This is a genomic window from Flavobacterium sp., from assembly GCF_035299245.1.
Lineage (GTDB): Bacteria > Bacteroidota > Bacteroidia > Flavobacteriales > Flavobacteriaceae > Flavobacterium.
Map to the genome: position 1 here is coordinate 113545 of NZ_DATGWY010000014.1, position 19670 is coordinate 133214.

The window sequence follows — 19670 nt, forward strand, 5'->3', positions numbered from 1 at the left end:
TTCTTCATAAAACAAATATAGCGAAATTCATCAAGCTCTATAAAGCGCTTAACACTAAATAACATTCACTATTTCGTCCTAAAAATTAGATAACGGAAAAGCCTCCTATACAAAGGAAGCTCTTCCACAATCATCATCAATAGTGAACCATTATTATATCTAGGTTCTTTCTTTTAATTACTTTCAATAAAATCTAAAATATAGTCCGCTTCTTCTCTCCAACTCGGCAACCCCAATACAAAGTGATTGTGCCCTTCAAATTCTTTATACCGTGTTATTGAACCTTTGTCTTTATAGCGTTTAAAGTTTCTATAGTTCAACGGAGCTGGCATAATATGATCTGTGCTACCCGAGATAAACAACAAAGGATTGTGACTTTTCTTAAAATCTACTTTACCTACTGAACTCAGAGGATCTCTTAAAGCCAGTCGCGATTCAGGTATTGTATTGGCATCATATGCCCTTTTCTGGTCATCATAACTCATTCCGTTGGTAAAACTATATTGCCAATCTTTAAAGGACATCAAATAGGTTTTTTTAGTTGAACTAAATAGTCCGAGTGGACTCCATAAAGATTTGTAGAAGGAAAGTTCAAATGAGAACACACCTTGTGGCGGTACTGAATGGATGGCAACCGCAGCAGCTACCAAATTTCTTTGCAACAATAACTGAACCGTTAATCCTCCTAATGAATGACCAACTACTATCGGTTGTTCTGGCAATTTTTTGATAAAATTGGCATAGTGGTCTACAACTTCAATGTATCGCAAGTTTGCCAAGTCAGTATCTTGAATTGGGTGTTTACTTCTAAGTACATCCGGTTGTCCTTCTTTATGAGGCCATGCCGGAGCATGAGTCGTATACCCTTTACTTTCAAAGTATTCTCTCCAGGCATCCCAGCCATGATGACTAACAAATGCACCGGTCACAAATACTATGGTTTTGGAATTGATTGTTTTCATTTTTCTTGTTATTAAATGATTACAAATTCTTTCTTAATTCAGCTCCAGCATGATCTATCATCGATCGTGTAGTGGGCAAGGTTGCTAGAGCATTCAACAAACCAAAATCGTGAATGGTTCCGTTGTATCGAACCGTGGTTACTTTCACGCCGGCTTCGTCTAATTTTCTGCCGTAGGCTTCTCCTTCATCACGCAAAATATCATTCTCTGATACTTGAATCAATGCAGGTGGCAATCCTTGTAGTTGTTCTATTGTAGCTTGCAATGGTGAAACAAATCTACTTTTACGTGCAGCAGCATCAGTGGTGTAGTGATCAAACATCCATTGCATAACAGAGGAAGTTAAGAATCGGTCCGTTCCAAATTTTTGATACGATTCATTGGTGAATTCAGCATTAGTCACTGGCCATAATAAAACTTGAAATTTAATTTTAGGACCATTCTTTTCTTTTGCCATTAGGGTAGTCACTGCTGCCATATTACCTCCGGCACTATTCCCTACAATTCCCAATCTTTTACCGTCGACATTGATTTCGTCTCCGTTTTTGGCAACCCATTTAGTGGCAGCATAAATTTCATTAATCGCTACAGGAAATTTAGCTTCAGGTGAAGGTGAATAATTTACAAATACTGCTACGCTTCCAGAGGCAACTACTAAATCGCGCACTAATCTTTTATGTGTAGGATAATCTCCTAATACCCAACCACCTCCGTGGATAAAGATAAACACTGGTAATTTTCCTTTCACATTTTCAGGTCGGACAATATTTAGATTAATGGTATACCCGTCACTAGTAATTGTCTTTTCACTCTCTTCAATACCACTCAAATCGACATCTACACCAGCCTGCGCACCAACGAGTACATTTCTGGCATCTGCAATTGGTAGTTTTTCAAGTGGAGTTCCGCCTGAGTTTAATACTTTAAGAAATTCTTTGGTTCCCTTGTCAATATTAGGGTCTGTTGCATAATTTTGAACTGTTGTTTCCATTTTTTTTTGATTTTTTTTACCCGACGTATCGACAGAAACATCAAAGTTGTCGCGGCAAGATGTGGTTACTAATAAAGTTGTTAATACTATTGCTAAAGTGCTTATTGTCGTTTTCATAAGAGTTGTTTTTAGTGGTTCGAATGATTGATAAAGCTGTGAATGTAATCTACGGTCAACTCTGGAAACTGATGTTGTGGTGCATGACCAGTATGCGGAAATACTATGATTTGTGTGGTCGGCAATTGGCGAGACAAAACATACCAATTTTCTACTGCAAAAGAAATATCATGATCTCCTGAAATAACCAGAATCGGTGTTTTAGTATTTTTTAGTTGTTCTCTAAAGTTGGCTTTGTCTTCTCTGTAGTTGGCACCGCCTTTAAAATAAAGATTAAAGACATCCATGGTTGAAGGTATTTTAGATACATCCAGGCGTTTGGCAATTCGATCATGTGATAATTTCCCTGCTTTGACACTCGCTTCGGATTCAGGTTCAAAAAACAGTACCATTTCATCATCCAAGTCGTTTATAGGTTTTAGAGCGCGGTCTAAAAAAGCTTTTTCCAATGGTGCGTCGTTTTTACCCGGAGGTCCAGTACCAATCAAAATTGCTTTTGTAATCAATTTGGGATATTGTAACGTAGCTACTTGAGCAACAGTACCACCATAGGACCAACCTAAGATGATGATACTTTTTAATTTTAAAAAGTCGGCTAAATCCTTTACGTCTTTGGCAACTTCGGTAATATCAGTTGGTAGCGTTCCGGTTGATGAAGCAATTCCGGTATAATCAAAAGTAATTACACGATAGTTTTCGGCAAGTTTGTCCAAAAATAATGGATCCCAAGTGTCTAAAGTGCCACGGAAACGGTTTACTAAAATAATGGGCTGTCCTTTTCCAATGGAACGGTAGGCTAGTTTTCTACCTGTAACCTCTGCAAATTGTGTTTTTGAGTTTAAGGCGTTTTGAGCTTCTAAAGTAAAGGTTGTTAACACTAAAAAGATACTCAAAGCATAGGCCAATTTGGCTTTACAGCTATTTGTAAATTCTAACATTTTGTGTTCAATATGCGAACATAACAAACGAATAATTGAATTAATTTGCGGTTTCATAGTTTCTAAGTTTAATTAATATTAATATTTATTTTGTACTGTTTATGTATTGTAAGGCCGCCTCAGGTGATGACAAATAGAGTTTGTAAAAATCGGCTGTTCCTGCTACGTGAATTTCAAAAGTGTCACTCTCCAAGCCGTTTTTTAATGCTAAGGCTACTTCTGCCGGACTTATACCGTTTTCTCCTCCAATTTCTTTTGAAAAAGAAGTGTTTACTAATGGAGGCATTACTTCAAAGACTTTTACGTGCGATTTGTTTTCTTTTTCTAGGGTAATACGCAACACTTGAGAATAGGAATGCAGAGCAGCTTTACTAATAGCATATCCCGGAAGCACTATCCCCGGAGAAAAAGCTGCAATTGAGGACACATTGACAAAGGCAGCGTTTGCCTGTTTTTGCAGTTGTGGCAGTAATTTTTCGGTTAGCCTTACAATCGAGAGGTAATTGGTCAGGATTTCCGCGCTTGCTTTCTCAAAAGCATTTACCTTCTCATCGGTTAGTTTGTAATACAGGGCAAGACCTGCATTGTTAATAACGATATTCAAATTGGGGAATTCGCGATCTAGTCTGCTAACCAAACGATTTACACTTTCTTCATCATTAATATCCGATACTATAGCCGTTACGTTATCAAGACTCAATGCTGCATTATTCAGTTTTTGAGCATCTCTACCTGTTATAATGACTTTATTGTCTTTTGAAAAAAGCTTTGCCATCTCAAAACCGATCCCCGATCCGCCTCCCGTTATTAGTATAGTGTTTTTTGTTGTTTTCATAACTTGTGTTGTTTAAATTTTAGGTTTCTTTTATTGTTAGCAACCAATGGGTATTTGAATTTTGGAATTTGATTACTTTGAATAGTCAAATGTAGTTCGGTGATTGAAGTCAAAAAGTTATCGACTACTATTGATTGTTATTTTGTGTTAAGAACCTATTTGACAATATATTCAAGCAGTATGCCTTTTAATGTAATAGCCTATTTACAAGGGTTTTGATATTATCAACCATTTCAATTTATCGACATATCGTTAATTACTCTTTTAAATCGTGATATTTAGAAAGAGTTGATGCAAGGTGTAGCAGCATTATTTTAAAAAGTACCGCCATTATCGCTCACGTTGAAAATAGCGGTACTAAAAAAAGACTATCCAATTACTGTTTGCTTGCTAGATACTGCTCTTTGGTCTGTTTTTCATTTTTGAGAGCCCACTCCAATATGAAATCAGCTTCTTCTTGCCAGTTGGGTTGCGACATTGCCAAGTGATTTCGACCTTTGAATTCTTTGTATTCTGTTACCGAACCTTCTGCCTGATGTTTTTTGTATCGTTTGTAAGTTTTCTTGTTCAAAACTGCCGGAATTATGTTATCTGTGCTACCGGATACAAACAATAATGGTGCATGGGCTTTTTTGAAATCAACTTTACCTGATTTTTTTAGGGCACCCCACAATACATTTCTCGACTCAGGAATAACTAATTTGTCATAATAGGCTTTTTGCTCGCTTTCTTCCATTCCGTTTGTAAAAGCATACTGCCATTCTGAATACGACATTAAATAGGTTTTTTTATTCGATTTGAATAATCCTAATGGTCCCCATAATGATCTGATGAACGAAAATTTGGTCGTTAACACACCTTTAGGAGGCACAGAATGATAAGCTATTCCGACTGAACCTTTGTCTTGCTGCATCAGTAATTGAACTATTAAACCTCCAAAAGAGTGACCAATCAAAATTGGCTTCTCGGGTAAGGAATCAATAATTTTTGCATGATATTCTACCACTTCGTTTAATGTAAGATTGGCAATAAGATGATCATGCTGACTCGTTCTTAAATAATCAACAGAACCTTCTTTGTTGGGCCATGCTGGAGCAATAACATTGTAACCTTTACTTTCGTAATACGATTTCCACTCATTCCAGCCGCTATTACTGATAAAGGCACCCGTAATTAGAACAATAGTTTTTTTGGGCTTTGGTGTTTCGCTTGTCATTTGAGTTTGGGCTGAAGCCGTAACTTGTAGCAATAATAATAAGGCTAAAAAAAATCCTGATTTTTGAATTTTAAAACCTACTTCCTGAATTAATTTTTTTGTTTTCATAATGTTTATTTTTTAATGTGTTACTATTATGAGACAAAATTATGTCAGTAAGTGAACACTGGATGTTATCTGCTGCTATGCAGTGTTATTTACTGTTAAGTGAGAAATTACAAATGTTATGTTATCAAGATGGCATCAGCTCCAAAGAATCTTTACATAGTAGCACAATTCCAATTAAAAGAATCATTTCAAAGCATTGACATTATCAAAACTTTAGTTTTAACTAGAACATCAAAAGACTAAGTTCGCTATGACTTGGAAACCTCAACAAGAATATTGTGGCATTTATTTTGCAACTTTGTATTATGACTAAATACTAATTTCTATCAGTCAAAACATTTTATTGATGATAAATCTGAAAACTCAATATGAAATTTAATTTTGTTTAGTTCTTTTTTTATTGAATACCGCATCATTTGTATTCAAATTCAAGTTGGGTCTCGCTAGGAAGCTAGTTGATAAAATAATTTGGTCACAATCATTGGTAAATTGAATAAGCAATAAATATTTATTCAAAAAATTGGTCTTTATTAAAGCTTCACGATAACAAATACATTAAAAAAGGTTTAAGTAAATACTCAAAATTACCGTAACTTTAACCCGTAATTTTTTCCAGCATAATGGTACAGAAACTAGAACAAATCGAATCGCCTTTCATCATCCAGATTTCGTTTCATATTTTAATTGAAACACTAGAAAATATTGCCGCGTCCGATGTAGATTACAGAGCCAATTACGCTCAATCTTTACTCAATGAAATAAAGCTGATACCTGAGTTTAAAACCGGGTTACAAGATTTAACTTTGATTGAACAAAATCAGGGTTTACTGAAAAATTTGTTGGCCGATTTGTTTCCTACAGCGCTAACCAAAAACGAAATTAAAGCGGTAACCATACCATTTACCAACATTACCTTCAATTATACCGATCGTTTTAAAAAAATACTTGATGAAGCTGGTGTCGATTTCGACATGAACATTCGTGACCTCGATCAAAATAATCTATATATAATGAGTTGTTGTTTGATACTCAATTCATTCTATAATCAAAACATCGATTTTACTAATCCGCTTTTTTATGACATTCCCGACAAAAATGGGATTATGAAACATTACCGCATATTGTATAATGCCGATTTTATTGACATCACTCCAACTTCAAATTCCTTACAACTAACCGAGGCAGACATTGCAATTTTAATTGATAATTTTGACAACATAGAGTTGTGGAAAGAAAAATTCCCACCTTACAGTTGGAACATGATCGGATTTGGCATTGTTCAACTTTTTGATGCCTCCATCGAAAGTTCATTGTCCAATCTGAAAACCAATTTACTAAAAGCCACAGACACTAAAAATGAAGAACTAGAAGAAGATTTTCAATCCATTTTTAGATCCATTTTCAAAATACCCAACCTCAAAGCAGGTGTTACTATATACGACTCTCAAGATAATTTGCTCATTAGTCCTAAATTCGAAGATAAAAACAACAGTAGTTTTATCCTTTTTAATACTGAAAAAGCCGATTGCAATGAACAACTATTTGATTGCTTTCGATCAACCGTAGTTCAAGACCAAAAAAGATTCATAATTTCTAATGTTAATAAATCTGCCGAAGCAAATCAAAATGCTAACTTCATTCAACATTTAAAATGTCATAATATTCAAAGTTGTATTTTAGCTCCAGTCGTAAAAAACAATGAGTTGTTGGGAATATTTGAATTGAGCTCCGAAAGTCCAAATGTTTTAAACAGCATCAATGCCAATAAACTGGACTTAATTTTACCTTATTTGGTGGATACATTAAGCCGATACAAACTGGACATTCAAAACCAAATAGAGGCCATTATTCAGAAAGAATATACGTCCATTCATTCGAGCGTGTATTGGAAGTTCAAAAAAGAAGCCCAACGGTACCTTCACAATACTAAGGTAAAAAATGATCACGTTTTCAAAGAGATTATTTTTAAAGAAGTGTATCCACTGTTTGGAGAAATCGACATTAAAGGGTCTTCAGAACACCGCAATCAAACGGTGAAACAGGACTTGCAAAAACAAATCAATACCTTAATTGAAATCATTGATACCTTAAAATCGAGTGCCAATTTGATGATTTTGGAACAACGTCAATTTGAATTAACGAGCCATCTAAATGAATTAGATATTGCACTAAAGGCCGATACCGAACAAGTAATTCAACGTTACATCGAATCGGAGATTCATCCGATTATCAGAACTCAAAACACCACTGAAGAAGTCCAATCTGCTATCTCCAACTACTTTGATAAAATAGACGAAAAAACGGGAATGTTTTATCAAGCTCGAAAAAAATTCGACAAGGCACTATCCAAAGTAAACAAAAGACTGGCAGCTATTTTAGATGAGAAACAAATTGCAGCGCAAAACATTTTTCCTCATTATTATGAGCGTTTTAAATCGGATGGTGTTGAACATAATTTATACATAGGCGCTTCAATACATCCCAGTCTTCCATTTGACAAGATGTATTTGAGTAATTTGCGTTTATGGCAATTGCAGACCTTATGCGAAATGGAGTTAGAACATCATAAAATGAAAGCAGAACTACCCTACCATTTGGAAGTGACTTCGCTCATCTTAGTATTCAGTTCTCCGATTTCAATTCGTTTTCGCATGGATGAAAAGCGATTTGATGTAGACGGAAGTTACAATGCTCGCTACGAAGTGGTCAAAAAAAGAATTGATAAAGCGTTCATCAAAGGAACGAAAGACCGCATTACCGAAAAAGAAAAGATAACTATAGTGTATTCACACGCTCACGAAGAAAAAGAATACCTCGATTACATCAAATACCTCCAATTTAAAAACATACTAGAAAAAACAGTTGAGCAATTTGAAGTCGAAGATCTTCAAGGAGTATCTGGCCTTAAAGGCATCAGAGTTAAAGTAGTGCATCAAAATACTACAGTGGAACATTCCTAAAAGCATATACAAATGCTAAAACAGAAACTACTATTCCCACCATAAAAATAGTATAGGTAAATCGAAGTAAACGGTACTTTCGAGCTAAGACTAAACCAAGATAGTATAAGTCTTTGGTCATTGAGTTATGTAAATACGCTCTATCATTCAATAACTCATTCACCGCCCATTGGTATTCCTCGTAAGGCATCTTATAGAAGTTTCCAAAAAACAACAAATTTACCTTTTTATCTTCAATGTCTTTTCGGGTAAATTGACCTGAAGTTACTTTAGGCTTGGTTGATAATATGGCAAAAATGATACTGATAACGCTAAATAAAACCATAATAAAGGTCGGTACAATTAAATGAACATTGCCCGGACTATCCAATTTTGGTATAATAGTAGACAACGCAATCGATATGATAATGGCATTAACCGAAAGTAAGATATTGGCTTTACTATCTGCGATCTCACTCAACCGAATATGGTTGGTAAGTGTAATCTTAAACATAGTATCAATACTACGATCGGGCGTTTCTTTCTCCTTTTGCTTCACTTTTTTTGTTGACTGTACCATATCGGGTTGCTCTAATTGTTGTATTCTTTTACGTAGTCTTTTACTATTTTTCTCTTTTTGAAGTTGCCAATTTTCTTGTGCATAACTACTGTAAAAAGAATGATGTTGCTCCAAAAATTTCAAATTCTCTTTAGCCCATTCCAACTCTGTAAACTCAAGATTCATTGTATTCTTAAGTTCCATTTTTAAATAAGTCGCACTCAATAAATAATCTTTACTGGCCAAATGAAAATAATCCGCATCTCGAATGATTTTTTCCAATTCGGTAGTGGGAACAAAACTTTTAACAGTGGCTCTAATCAAACTGGCTACTTGTTCAATATACTCCTGAGGATAATCGTGTGATTTTAAAAACTCGGTAACGATAACAACACTACTTTCTTCATGGCGCTCGCATCCATTCACATAACCCGTATCGTGAAACCAAGCTGCTAGTAGTAATAGCTCGCGATCTTGACCAATTATGGATTCTGCATCTGCTATAGTAGTGACCGCATTAACAACGGATAAGGTATGATTAAAATTATGATACAAAAATGAATCAGATAACTTATCTTTGAATAATCGGTAAACGTAATCCTGAGCTTGTTCCAATAAAGTCATTTGCAAATTAAAATTCCGAGTTATGATGGTGATTAGTAAACTTTTATGGGTACGAAAAAAAAACAAGTACCTTTTATTGAGTGTAGTGCTACTTCTGCAATCCTGCGCAAACTACCAACTACAATACAACAAAAATAATAATAATTCAATTACCGCAACAGTAAATGATAGTCTAATTACGGAACACACTTTTTATCTGATTGGCGATGCAGGAAACGCAGGAGACAGTGCTACTAACGTGAGCCTGATGCATCTTAAAAATCAACTACAGAAAGAAAACTCTAAAGCCACTGTGCTCTTTTTAGGCGATAACATTTATCCGTCGGGAATGCCAAAAACATCTGATACAAAACGTAAGGAAGCGGAAAAAATTGTAGACACTCAAATTAGTGCAACAAAGAATTTTAAAGGCAGAACAATTTTTATACCTGGTAATCACGACTGGTACAACAACGGGAACGAAGGACTCAAAAGAGAGCAAGAATACATCGAAAAAAATGCCAGCAAGAAATCATTTTTACCCAAAGAAGGTTGTCCCATTGAAACCGTCACTATCTCTGAAAATACGATACTCATTATAGTCGATTCGCAATGGTACATTACCAATTGGGACAATCATCCCACGATCAACGAGAATTGTGAAATCAAAACAAGGAACCAATTCATTGAGAAATTCAAAAGCGAAATTAAAAAAGCCAGTGGCAAAACTACTTTAGTAGCCATTCATCATCCGTTATTCACCAACGGTCCACACGGCGGTTACTATTCCTTCAAAAGCCATTTCACTCCGTTTCCTGTAATCGGCACATTGAAAAATATGCTCCGAAAAACCACTGGTATCAGTAATGCCGACATCCAAAATACCCATTACAATGAACTTATAAAAAGTATGACTGCAGCTGCTCAGTACAATGATAAAGTAATCTTTGTCTCTGGGCATGAACACAGTTTGCAGTACATTATAAAAAACAATATTCCACAAATAGTTAGTGGATCAGGTTCAAAAACTCAACCCGTAAAAAACACTAATGGTGGTGTATTCGCTCACAGCGTTAACGGTTATGCCGTCCTAAAAATTTATGAAAACGGACAATCGATTGTACAATTCGTCAACGCTCAAAAAGATACTGTCGAGTTGGAAACTACCGTTTTTCCTGCCAATCAACCAATTACCTATAACAACTATCCCAAAACGTTTCCTGAAACCACTAAAGCCAGCATTTACACAACTGAGGAAACTACCAAAAATAAGGCCTATAAATTTCTTTGGGGAAATCGATACCGTGATTTGTACAGTACCCAAATCACAGCAAAGACCGCAACTTTAGATACACTCATGGGTGGACTAACTCCGTTGCGAAAAGGTGGTGGTACCCAATCCAGAACCTTACGTCTTCAGTCTAAAGACGGCAAACAATATGTAATGCGGGCGATGAAAAAGAATGCCGCACAGTACATTCAAGCTTCCTTATTCAAAAATCTGTACATCCAAAAAGAACTCGAAAATACGGCATCGGCTGCTTTAGTACAAGATGTGTTTACGGGTGCTTATCCCTATGCGCCTTTCATTGTGGGTGAATTGGCTGATGAAATTGATTTGTACCGACTCAATTCAAAACTCTATTATATTCCGAAACACCCAAATTTGGGACAATTCAATAGTGAATTTGGTGACGAATTGTATCTTTTTGAAGAACATCCCGCTGACGACAACTTAACTATCGACGACAAAAATTATACAGGAAAAGTGTACAGTACACTGGAAGTTCTCCAAAAGATTCAAGAAGACAACGATTATAGGATTGATGAAAAAAGTTACATCCGCGCTCGATTATTTGATATGCTAATCGGCGATTGGGATCGTCATCAAGATCAGTGGCGATGGCTAGAATTTAAAGAAGATGATAAAACAGTGTTCAAACCTTTGGCGCGTGACCGCGATCAAGCCTTTTCCATAATGTCAGACGGTTGGATATTGAATGCTGCTGTAAAATTGATTCCGATGGCAAAAATCTTAAAAAAATTCAACGCTGATTTAGTAGACGTCAAAGGATTCAATTTAGAGCCATTCCCTTTGGATAAAGCATTTCTTAGGAATTGTAATGAAGAACAATGGCAACAAGAAGCGGCATTCATCCAAAATGAATTATCTTCCCAAGTAATCGACCATGCCTTTGAAAACATCCCAAAAGAACTCAACGACAACACCATTCTTAAAATAAAAGAAACACTATTACAACGGAAAAACAATCTGCAAAAGATTGCTCATCGTTATTGCAAACACTTAAGTAAATATGCTGTAATCACTGGTACCAATAAAGAGGATTTCTTTACGATTAATGCTACCAATGACAAGGTCGAAATTACCGTGTTTCGCAAGAAAAAAAACAATGTCCAAGAAACGTATTTTTCAGCAATTTACGATGCAAAAAACACTAAAGAACTTTGGTTGTATGGGCTAGACAAAGACGATACATTTGAAATGACAGGTAAAAGTAATAGCATTACTATCCGACTAATCGGTGGACAAAACAACGATACTTACCTCATCCCCGAAGGCAAAAACGTAATCATTCACGATTATAAATCAAAGAAAAATAGTTTGGAAGCAGCTTCAAAAGTCACAATCAAATTAAGCGATGATTATGATAGCAATACCTACGATTATAAGAAAATTAAAACCAGCCAAAATCAAATAATACCCACTATTGGAGCTAATCCTGATGATGGTGTAAAAATCGGAATCAATGATACTTTTACAACTTATGGTTTTGTACGAAATCCATTCACCACGCAACACCAACTAAAAGCAGGCTACTACTTTGCTACCGACGGTTACGAGTTACATTACCGCTTTGAATGGGCCAATTGCATCAATAACCTGAATCTTGAAATCAATGCCGGAATCCAAAGTCCGAAATTTACATTCAACTTTTTTGGATTTGGAAATGAAACCGAAAATAATGATGATGAACTCGGCCTAAATTACAACCGTGTCAGAGTGAGAAGTACATTTGTCAATCCGCAACTTAAATGGAGTAATCCATCAGGCGCCATGTTATCTGCAGGCCTCAGTTATGAAAACGTTGAAGTAAACAATACTGATGGACGCTTCGTCAAAACCACTCCACAGCTTCCATCTTATATTTTTGATGAAGTGGAATTCTTAAGTAGCAACATCACGTTTAAATTTGAAAATTTTGATAACAAAGCGTACCCAACTATGGGAATGAAAACCGAAATTCAATTGGGTCATAAAATCAACTTAAGTGATACCAAAAAACAATTTACCTATTTAATTCCAGAAATCAGTTTCAATCACAAGATTGATCCGGTCGGAAAATGGGTAGTTGCAACAAAGATTAAGAGTCATCTGAATTTTAGCGAGGATTTCGAATTCTATCAAGCGGCTTCCATTGGCGGAAATGATGGTGTTCGAGGTTTTAGAAATCAGCGTTTTACAGGTAAAAATGCGCTCTATCAAAACAGTGATATCCGATTTGCTTTCAATGCCATAAAGACGCAAATCTTTCCCATCAGAATTGGTTTGTTTTCGAGCTTTGATTATGGTAGAGTGTGGATAAAGAATGAAGATTCTAAACAGTGGCATAATTCGTTTGGAGGCGGATTATTTGTCAACGGTGCTGAGTTACTATCAGCCAATCTTGGCGCATTTCATTCCGCTGATGGCTTACGAGTTGCCTTTGCTGTCGGATTCCAATTTTAATTCAATAACACCATGAAAAATACATTTGTTTTGCTTCTAATTGTAGTCGTTTGTTCGTGCACAAACCAAAAAGAAACCCTTTTAAATGAAATTGCAGATGTACCCAAAGAGTTAAAAGAAGTTTCAGGCATTGCTATTTCGAACCATGATATTTATTGCATTGAAGACAGTGGAAATGACAGTGAGATTATAATTATTGATTCGGTTGGTTCTGTAGTACGTCGACTCAAAGTCAACGACACCCCAAATACCGACTGGGAAGACCTCACATTTGATAAAAACGGCAACTTGTACATTGGTGATTTTGGAAACAACGACAATACGCGTAACGATTTGGCCATTTATCAAATTAGTTCAGAAGACACTGGTAAAGAAGCCGTAAGTCCATCAAAAAAAATAACGTTTGATTATCCTGAACAAACGGAATTTCCTCCAAAAAAAACAGAACTCATGTTCGATGTGGAAGCTTTTTTTGAATACAACAATTTTTTCTATCTTTTTACTAAAAACCGAAGTAAAAATTTTGATAGTAGCAGTTATGTATACAAAATTCCAAATAAAGAAGGTCACCATCATGCTATTTTAGTTCGCACCATTAAAACCTGTAACGATTATAATTATTGTGCAATAACCAGTGCTTCGATAAGTCCTGATCAAACTAAATTTGTTCTCCTATCCCACTCCAAAGTATGGATGTACCCCATCAGTTACATAGAAAACACCACTACTAATCCCATCGAAATTGACTTAAACCACTATTCGCAAAAAGAAGCTATTGTCTTTAAAGATGATTCAACACTTTACGTTGCAGATGAAAAAGTAAAAAAATCCGGCGGAAAATTATATGAATTCAAGTTAAACTCGGTCGAATAGAAGAGCTATTTGCTTTTCAACAATTTAATAAGGAAAAACTCTATTCGATACCTTAAAATAACAATTAGAATATCCTCGCTAAACAATTCCCACATCCTAAAAATTGGACGAACACTGCGTTTTTTTCTGAGCTTTTTATGTAATGCATCATAAACTCGACTCCACTGCGTAAAAAATAATAACAAAGTCACAGGAAAAACCATGAAATGTAGTGAATTCAACTCAGAGGAGCACAAAAGGAAAATAACGACCGTCCAAGACTCAATGGATATCTTAAGTAGAAAATGGAAAACAGCCATTATTTTATCCATCTCTATTAAAACAAAAGAAGATTTTCAGATACTTTAAATGATAGTAATGGTATTTCTAATAAAATGCTAAGCAAAAAACTAAAAGAATTGGAAGTGAATAAATTATTGAAAAGAACAGTTTTAGATAACCAACGAATAACAATTAGTGCCAAATATTTAGGTAAACAACAAAAGAGGCAGTTTCAAAAGTGAGACAGCCTCTTTTATTTTTTTTAAGTTTCAAAATAAATTTGTTTTTCTCTGAAATTAGAATCTAATTATCACTAAAAGCAATAACACTTCGGCAACAATAGTAATTATTTCCTTTAGAAAAATTAGAATTCCGCAAACCATATAATGTATCTAACGGACTGTATGATCTTGAACGATCGTATTGAGCTACATGAAGATACACCATAGTGGTTTCTATATTGGAATGGCCTAATAATTCTTTTATGCTCACTATATCAAGACCATCTTCTAACAGATGGGTTGCAAAAGTGTGTCGTAACGTATGCACTGAAACATTTTTAGTAATAAAAGCTTTCTTACACGCTTGTTGAACGGTCCACTGTACTCCTCGTTGAGAATAGCGACTGTCAAAATCACCACCAGCTATTCCGTTGGGTTTGCCATTGAATAACCAATCGGATATTTTTTCACGCTGAATGTACTTTTTTATTGTATTGATTTGAATTTCACTCAACGGAACATAACGATCTTTTCTACCTTTACCCATTTGTACGTGAAGCATCAAACGATCAAAATCCATATCCGATAATCGAATATTTCGAACTTCGGAACAGCGTAAACCACATCCGTAAAGAAGCGATAACAATACTTTGTGCTTGATACGCTTTGGTGTTTCAAGTAAACGCTTTACTTCCTCACGACTCAATACCACGGGCAGTTTTTTGTCTTTTTTGATGGAGGGTAATTGAATGTATTTATCTTTCAAGCCTTCTACTTTATATGCAAATCGCAATCCGTAAACCGTAAATTTAAAATAAGTTAGTGATGGAGTATTGTACTGATTTTGTACAAAATAAAGATAGTCATTGATTTCATTAGTATCAATTTCGGTAGGCAATCGATTAAAATGCAACGCAATTTTTGCCAAATATCTAGTATAATTGTTAAGTGTGCTATCACTTCGTCCCAAGATTGCCATTCTTTGTTTGAACCGATTGAATAATTCTTGAAAACCTGTTACATTAGTGCATGCTTCTTGGATGAGATTTTGTTTTTTTGTATCATAAATAGTTAATATTAGAATTCCAAAAATAGTTAGAATTCTATACATCACAAGTTCTATTTGACCCTAAAACCAGCTCTTTTAGTACAACTAACTGAACAACAATAATAAAAAAGTATACTTTTTTTCTCTAAAAGTTTCGAGCTCATAAAACACCAAAGCCATTCATTTTGAAATTTTTTTAACCTAAATTTTAGGCTTTAAAATTGATTTGGTAATTAATTGTTTAATTTTCAGCTCATTAAAAAACCTCTTTATTTATTATTAAAAATACATGCTTATCAAATAAATTTTATATTTTTAACTTTCAATTTTAAAACCAAAAAAGAATACAAAAAAGAAGCGCTATGGCAATTAATTTACAAAAAGGACAAAAAATAGACATCGGTTTAACCCGAATTACTGTAGGTTTAGGTTGGGATCCAAACGAAGGAACTGGTTTTGATTTCGACTTGGACGCATCGGCAATCATGATTGATGAAAACAGAAAATTGTTAGCAGAAGAATATTTTATTTTTTACAATAATTTAAAATCGCCAGATGGTTCACTTGAACATACTGGAGATGATCCTGACGGAAAAAGCAGTGATGGAGACGATGATGAAGCAATTAAAGTAGACTTAAGCAAAATCAACGATAAAGTCAATGAAATTCTTTTTGTAGTTACCATTGAAGACTTTGAGCGAAGAAAACAAAACTTCGGACAAGTTCGCAACTCCTACATCCGAATTGTAGATGAAGACACCAAAACCGAAATTGCCAAATACGAATTAGACGAAGACTTTTCTATTGAAACCGGAGTTGAATTTGGTCGTCTCTACAAACGCAACGGTCAGTGGAAATTTGAAGCATCTGGAATTGGTTACAAAGCCGATTTAGGTTATTTCTTAGAAAAATATTACTCGGGCCAAATCATTAAATAGTAATGGCAATCAATCTTGAAAAAGGTCAAACCATCGATTTGCAAAAAAACGAGAAAGGCGAATCGTACGATTTGTCGCAGGTCACTATTGGCTTGGGTTGGGATGTGAAACGAAAAACACCAGGATTTCTCGAAAAACCATCCGACATCAATCCGAATGAAGAATTCGACCTAGATGCCTTTGCCTTTTTACTCAATGATAACGATAGAATCACCAATTTAGGCAAAACCGTAAAAAACACAAGTGGTAAAGAGGTTGGATTGTACGAAAGTGACATCGTTTTCTTCAATTCAAAGCGTCATCCTTCTGGAAATGTGTGGTTGACTGGCGACAATAAAACGGGCGCTGGTGCTACCAATGCTGACGATGAACAAATCATTGTTAAGTTGAACCATCTGGATTCAAAATACCACAAAATTGTTTTTTTAGTAACTATTTATCAAGGCCAAAAAAACAACCAGCATTTTGGCATGGTAGAAAATGCCTACATACGAGCTGTTGATGCTCAAGGCATTGAAATTGCTCGATTCAATTTATCAGACGATACTTCCTTTAATGGAAAATGTTGCATGATTTTTGCTGAGGCGTACAGGAAATTAAATGAATGGCGTTTTAGAGCCATAGGGGAAGCAAAAACAACTGACAATTTTGTCGATATTTTAAAAACATACATTTGAAACTAGACTACCAAAATTACCAACACATTTCATTTGATCTTTGGCTGACATTGATCAAATCCAATCCCGAATTCAAAGCGCACCGCAATCAACTTTTCAAGGACTTTTTTGAAATTGATTTGCCTATTGAAAAGGTTTCGGAGCAAATTCGATACTACGATGTAGTGTGCAATACCATCAACGAACGTACAGGTTTAAACATTGATACCTACGAAATATATTGTTTTATTTTAGGCTCGCTTGGAGTTGACTTACATTCGATAACAACCGAAAAATTAAGCGCATTTTACGACGAAGCCGAACACTTATTTCTACAATACAAACCCGTTCTACTCTACCCAAACATCAAAAATTATTTGGAAATGTTACAAGCAGAAGGTTTGACGCTCAATATTTTAAGCAACACTGCCTTCATCAAAGGCTATACACTCAAAAAATTGATTACTCACTACGAATTAGACGATTGCTTTTCGTTCCAAATCTATTCGGATGAATGCGGATTTTCAAAACCGAACAAAGCCATTTTTAATTTAATTCATCAGGAAGTTCCTCATATCGAAAAATCACTTATATTGCACGTTGGTGACAATGAAATTGCCGATTACAAAGGTGCCATCAATTACGGGTTCAAAGCCCATCTTTTAAAACCATAAACCGTGAATACCAGTTTTAGTTTACATAAAATATACAGCATAGATGAATGTCCGTTCAACGAAAACCACTACAGTTGGTTCAAGTTTGGTGATAAATTCTATGCGCAACAATTTGCACAAGAATTATTCGACACATTCATTCTCCAATTTGGAGACGAAATTTTACAACAAGAAGAAATCATCATTCTTCCTAGTCCGTATTTATCCATTCCGACTGCATCTAATTTCTTGTGTCAGTACTTCAAAACGTTACTGAACAATTATTTGTTTGCCAATAACCGAAAAGCAGCACTCGAATCAAAAATTTATCGCAATCAAACGTATGTTACTGATTACGGAAATCTCGACTTTGAAGAACGCGTAAAATTGATCTCAAACGACACCTATTATATTGACCGAAACTTCATCAGTGGCAAGTATTGTATCCTTTTAGACGATATTAAAATCACAGGAAGTCACGAACATACCGTGAACAAAATTTTGAATCAATATAATGTTGTAGGAAATTTTATTTTTGTGTATTTTGCAGAATTAATCAACAAAGACATTCACCCCAAAATAGAGAATCATTACAACTATTTTGCAGTGAAAAATTTAGAAGATATAATAAATGTGATTAATAGAGCAACTTTTCAGTACAATACGCGTATAATAAAGTACATTTTGAATTTGAATGAAGCTGATTTTACTCATTTGCTCAACAATATCCCTAAAGATAAGGCAAACGATTTATTTCATTTGGCGATCAGTAACAACTATCATCAGATTCAGGAATATAAAAACAATATAAATACAATAAAAACAAATTAATTATGGCAATCAATTTACAAAAAGGTCAAAGAGAATCCATCAATGCCCAAAAATTTATTGTTGGTCTTGGTTGGGATACTAATCAATCGTCAACAGGTTCAAGTTTCGATTTAGATGCATCGGTATTCATTTTAGGTGAAAATGGCAAAATGTTGTCGGATTCACATTTTGTTTTTTACAACAACTTAAAATCGCCTAATGATGCTGTAGTTCACACAGGTGATAATTTAACTGGAGATGGCGATGGCGATGACGAACAAATCATTGTTGACCTTTCAAAAATTGAAGGAACAGCTGCCGAAATCTGTGTAGTAGTAACCATTCATGATGCCGAAGACAGAAAACAAAACTTCGGACAAGTACGTAATTCGTTCATCCGAATTGCTGATGCCAACACCAATGCTGATATCGTAAAATACGAATTAGACGAAGATTTTTCTATTGAAACTGCTGTAGAATTTGGCCGTATTTACAAAAGAAATAACGAGTGGAAATTTGAAGCGGTTGGAAGCGGAATGAAAGGCGGATTACAAGATTTTTTAAACAAATACAATTAATACATCATGGCAATTAATTTAGAAAAAGGACAACGAATTAACCTTGAGAAAAGCAACGGAAGCAAATTACAAAACATCTGTGTAGGAATTAATTGGGGAGCGATTGAGAAAAAAGGATTTTTTGGAACCTCAAAAGAACCCGTTGATTTAGATGGAAGTTGCTGCATTTATGATGCCAATAAAAACATTCTTGATACAGTAAGTTTCAAAAAATTAACTTCATCAGATCAAGCCATCAAACATAGTGGTGACGATTTAACCGGTGATTTGAATGGCGATGACGGTTTAGACAATGAAGTAATCACTATGGATTTGTCGCGTTTGAATTCAAATGCCAATTACGTGGCGTTTTTCATCAACAGCTTTAGAGGTCAGGATTTCAAAGACATTCCGTTTGCTTCCATCCGTATTTACGAAGGAACACCAACCCGTGTAAGCGAAGTTTTTGCCAAATACGACGTTGCCAACGATAAAGCATTTGCCGGAAGCGTAAGTATGATTTTAGGTGTATTCTACAAAAGAAACGACGAGTGGAAATTCAACGCTATCGGTGTTCCAACTGCCGACCGTACTTTAGAACAAACTGCAGTTACTATTCAACAAAATCATTTATAAT

Annotated in this window: 17 protein-coding genes; 10 read left to right on the forward strand and 7 right to left on the reverse strand. The window is 35.1% G+C overall.

Annotated features, from left to right (window positions below; translation table 11 throughout):
- Positions 1–173: 173 nt before the first annotated feature.
- The 5 genes from VK161_RS09405 to VK161_RS09425 form a co-directional block, all read right to left on the reverse strand.
- The gene (locus VK161_RS09405; protein WP_324214520.1) at positions 174–929 is read right to left on the reverse strand and encodes an alpha/beta hydrolase; all 756 of its coding nucleotides are present in this window, start codon (positions 927–929) and stop codon (positions 174–176) included.
- A gap of 52 nt (positions 930–981) precedes the next feature.
- Positions 982–2070 (reverse strand): alpha/beta hydrolase, encoded by a 1089-nt coding sequence (locus tag VK161_RS09410; RefSeq protein WP_324214521.1) that lies wholly within the window; start codon positions 2068–2070, stop codon positions 982–984.
- 11 nt (positions 2071–2081) lie between these two features.
- Positions 2082–3008 carry an alpha/beta hydrolase gene (locus VK161_RS09415; protein ID WP_324214522.1) on the reverse strand — a complete coding sequence of 309 codons (927 nt, stop codon included), beginning with the start codon at positions 3006–3008 and terminating at the stop codon, positions 2082–2084.
- A gap of 85 nt (positions 3009–3093) precedes the next feature.
- Entirely contained in the window at positions 3094–3843 is a 750-nt protein-coding gene (locus VK161_RS09420; RefSeq protein WP_324214523.1) for an SDR family oxidoreductase, read from the reverse strand.
- Between the two features lie 376 nt (positions 3844–4219).
- Positions 4220–5167, reverse strand: coding sequence for an alpha/beta hydrolase (locus VK161_RS09425; RefSeq protein WP_324214524.1), 948 nt, complete (start codon positions 5165–5167; stop codon positions 4220–4222).
- A 620-nt stretch (positions 5168–5787) separates the two neighbouring features.
- Here VK161_RS09425 and VK161_RS09430 point away from each other — a divergent pair.
- The gene (locus tag VK161_RS09430; RefSeq protein WP_324214525.1) at positions 5788–8127 is read left to right on the forward strand and encodes a GAF domain-containing protein; all 2340 of its coding nucleotides are present in this window, start codon (positions 5788–5790) and stop codon (positions 8125–8127) included.
- On the opposite strand, the gene VK161_RS09435 is transcribed toward VK161_RS09430, so the two are convergent.
- A complete protein-coding gene (locus VK161_RS09435; RefSeq protein ID WP_324214526.1) occupies positions 8108–9289 on the reverse strand; it encodes a Pycsar system effector family protein in 1182 nt (393 codons plus the stop codon). The two genes, VK161_RS09430 and VK161_RS09435, sit on opposite strands and share 20 nt — an antisense overlap.
- A 22-nt stretch (positions 9290–9311) precedes the next feature.
- On the opposite strand from VK161_RS09435, the gene VK161_RS09440 reads away from it, so the two are divergent.
- The 3 genes from VK161_RS09440 (at position 9312) to VK161_RS09450 (ending at position 14392) form a co-directional block, all read left to right on the forward strand.
- A complete protein-coding gene (locus VK161_RS09440) occupies positions 9312–13016 on the forward strand; it encodes a metallophosphoesterase (protein WP_324214527.1) in 3705 nt (1234 codons plus the stop codon).
- A gap of 12 nt (positions 13017–13028) precedes the next feature.
- A complete protein-coding gene (locus VK161_RS09445) occupies positions 13029–13889 on the forward strand; it encodes a hypothetical protein (RefSeq protein WP_324214528.1) in 861 nt (286 codons plus the stop codon).
- Between the two features lie 374 nt (positions 13890–14263).
- Positions 14264–14392 carry a hypothetical protein gene (locus VK161_RS09450; RefSeq protein ID WP_324214529.1) on the forward strand — a complete coding sequence of 43 codons (129 nt, stop codon included), beginning with the start codon at positions 14264–14266 and terminating at the stop codon, positions 14390–14392.
- Positions 14393–14453: 61 nt separating this feature from the next.
- Here VK161_RS09450 and VK161_RS09455 read toward each other — a convergent pair whose 3' ends face one another.
- Entirely contained in the window at positions 14454–15482 is a 1029-nt protein-coding gene (locus VK161_RS09455; protein WP_324214530.1) for a tyrosine-type recombinase/integrase, read from the reverse strand.
- Between the two features lie 299 nt (positions 15483–15781).
- Between VK161_RS09455 and VK161_RS09460 the strand changes: the two genes are divergently transcribed.
- The 6 genes from VK161_RS09460 to VK161_RS09485 are packed head-to-tail and all read left to right on the forward strand — an operon-like array spanning position 15782 to position 19669.
- Entirely contained in the window at positions 15782–16357 is a 576-nt protein-coding gene (locus VK161_RS09460; RefSeq protein WP_324214531.1) for a TerD family protein, read from the forward strand.
- A gap of 2 nt (positions 16358–16359) precedes the next feature.
- Positions 16360–17034 carry a TerD family protein gene (locus tag VK161_RS09465; protein WP_324214532.1) on the forward strand — a complete coding sequence of 225 codons (675 nt, stop codon included), beginning with the start codon at positions 16360–16362 and terminating at the stop codon, positions 17032–17034.
- The gene (locus VK161_RS09470; RefSeq protein ID WP_324214533.1) at positions 17031–17687 is read left to right on the forward strand and encodes an HAD family hydrolase; all 657 of its coding nucleotides are present in this window, start codon (positions 17031–17033) and stop codon (positions 17685–17687) included. Before VK161_RS09465 ends, VK161_RS09470 begins: the two co-directional genes overlap by 4 nt.
- 3 nt (positions 17688–17690) lie before the next feature.
- Positions 17691–18497, forward strand: a complete 807-nt coding sequence (locus VK161_RS09475) for a phosphoribosyltransferase family protein (RefSeq protein WP_324214534.1) — start codon at positions 17691–17693, stop codon at positions 18495–18497.
- Positions 18498–18499: 2 nt separating this feature from the next.
- Positions 18500–19054 carry a TerD family protein gene (locus VK161_RS09480; RefSeq protein ID WP_324214535.1) on the forward strand — a complete coding sequence of 185 codons (555 nt, stop codon included), beginning with the start codon at positions 18500–18502 and terminating at the stop codon, positions 19052–19054.
- 6 nt (positions 19055–19060) lie between these two features.
- On the forward strand, positions 19061–19669 hold the full coding sequence (locus VK161_RS09485) for a TerD family protein (RefSeq protein WP_324214536.1): 609 nt from the start codon (positions 19061–19063) through the stop codon (positions 19667–19669).
- Position 19670 lies beyond the last annotated feature (1 nt).

Bases quoted from the DNA above. Each gene is read 5' to 3' on its own strand.
- VK161_RS09410 (WP_324214521.1), bottom strand. From the start codon at position 2,070: ATGAAAACGACAATAAGCACTTTAGCAATAGTATTAACAACTTTATTA.
- VK161_RS09415 (WP_324214522.1), bottom strand. From the start codon at position 3,008: ATGTTAGAATTTACAAATAGCTGTAAAGCCAAATTGGCCTATGCTTTG.
- VK161_RS09420 (WP_324214523.1), bottom strand. From the start codon at position 3,843: ATGAAAACAACAAAAAACACTATACTAATAACGGGAGGCGGATCGGGG.
- VK161_RS09425 (WP_324214524.1), bottom strand. From the start codon at position 5,167: ATGAAAACAAAAAAATTAATTCAGGAAGTAGGTTTTAAAATTCAAAAA.
- VK161_RS09430 (WP_324214525.1), top strand. From the start codon at position 5,788: ATGGTACAGAAACTAGAACAAATCGAATCGCCTTTCATCATCCAGATT.
- VK161_RS09435 (WP_324214526.1), bottom strand. From the start codon at position 9,289: ATGACTTTATTGGAACAAGCTCAGGATTACGTTTACCGATTATTCAAA.
- VK161_RS09440 (WP_324214527.1), top strand. From the start codon at position 9,312: ATGATGGTGATTAGTAAACTTTTATGGGTACGAAAAAAAAACAAGTAC.
- VK161_RS09445 (WP_324214528.1), top strand. From the start codon at position 13,029: ATGAAAAATACATTTGTTTTGCTTCTAATTGTAGTCGTTTGTTCGTGC.
- VK161_RS09450 (WP_324214529.1), top strand. From the start codon at position 14,264: ATGCTAAGCAAAAAACTAAAAGAATTGGAAGTGAATAAATTATTGAAA.
- VK161_RS09455 (WP_324214530.1), bottom strand. From the start codon at position 15,482: ATGTATAGAATTCTAACTATTTTTGGAATTCTAATATTAACTATTTAT.
- VK161_RS09460 (WP_324214531.1), top strand. From the start codon at position 15,782: ATGGCAATTAATTTACAAAAAGGACAAAAAATAGACATCGGTTTAACC.
- VK161_RS09465 (WP_324214532.1), top strand. From the start codon at position 16,360: ATGGCAATCAATCTTGAAAAAGGTCAAACCATCGATTTGCAAAAAAAC.
- VK161_RS09480 (WP_324214535.1), top strand. From the start codon at position 18,500: ATGGCAATCAATTTACAAAAAGGTCAAAGAGAATCCATCAATGCCCAA.
- VK161_RS09485 (WP_324214536.1), top strand. From the start codon at position 19,061: ATGGCAATTAATTTAGAAAAAGGACAACGAATTAACCTTGAGAAAAGC.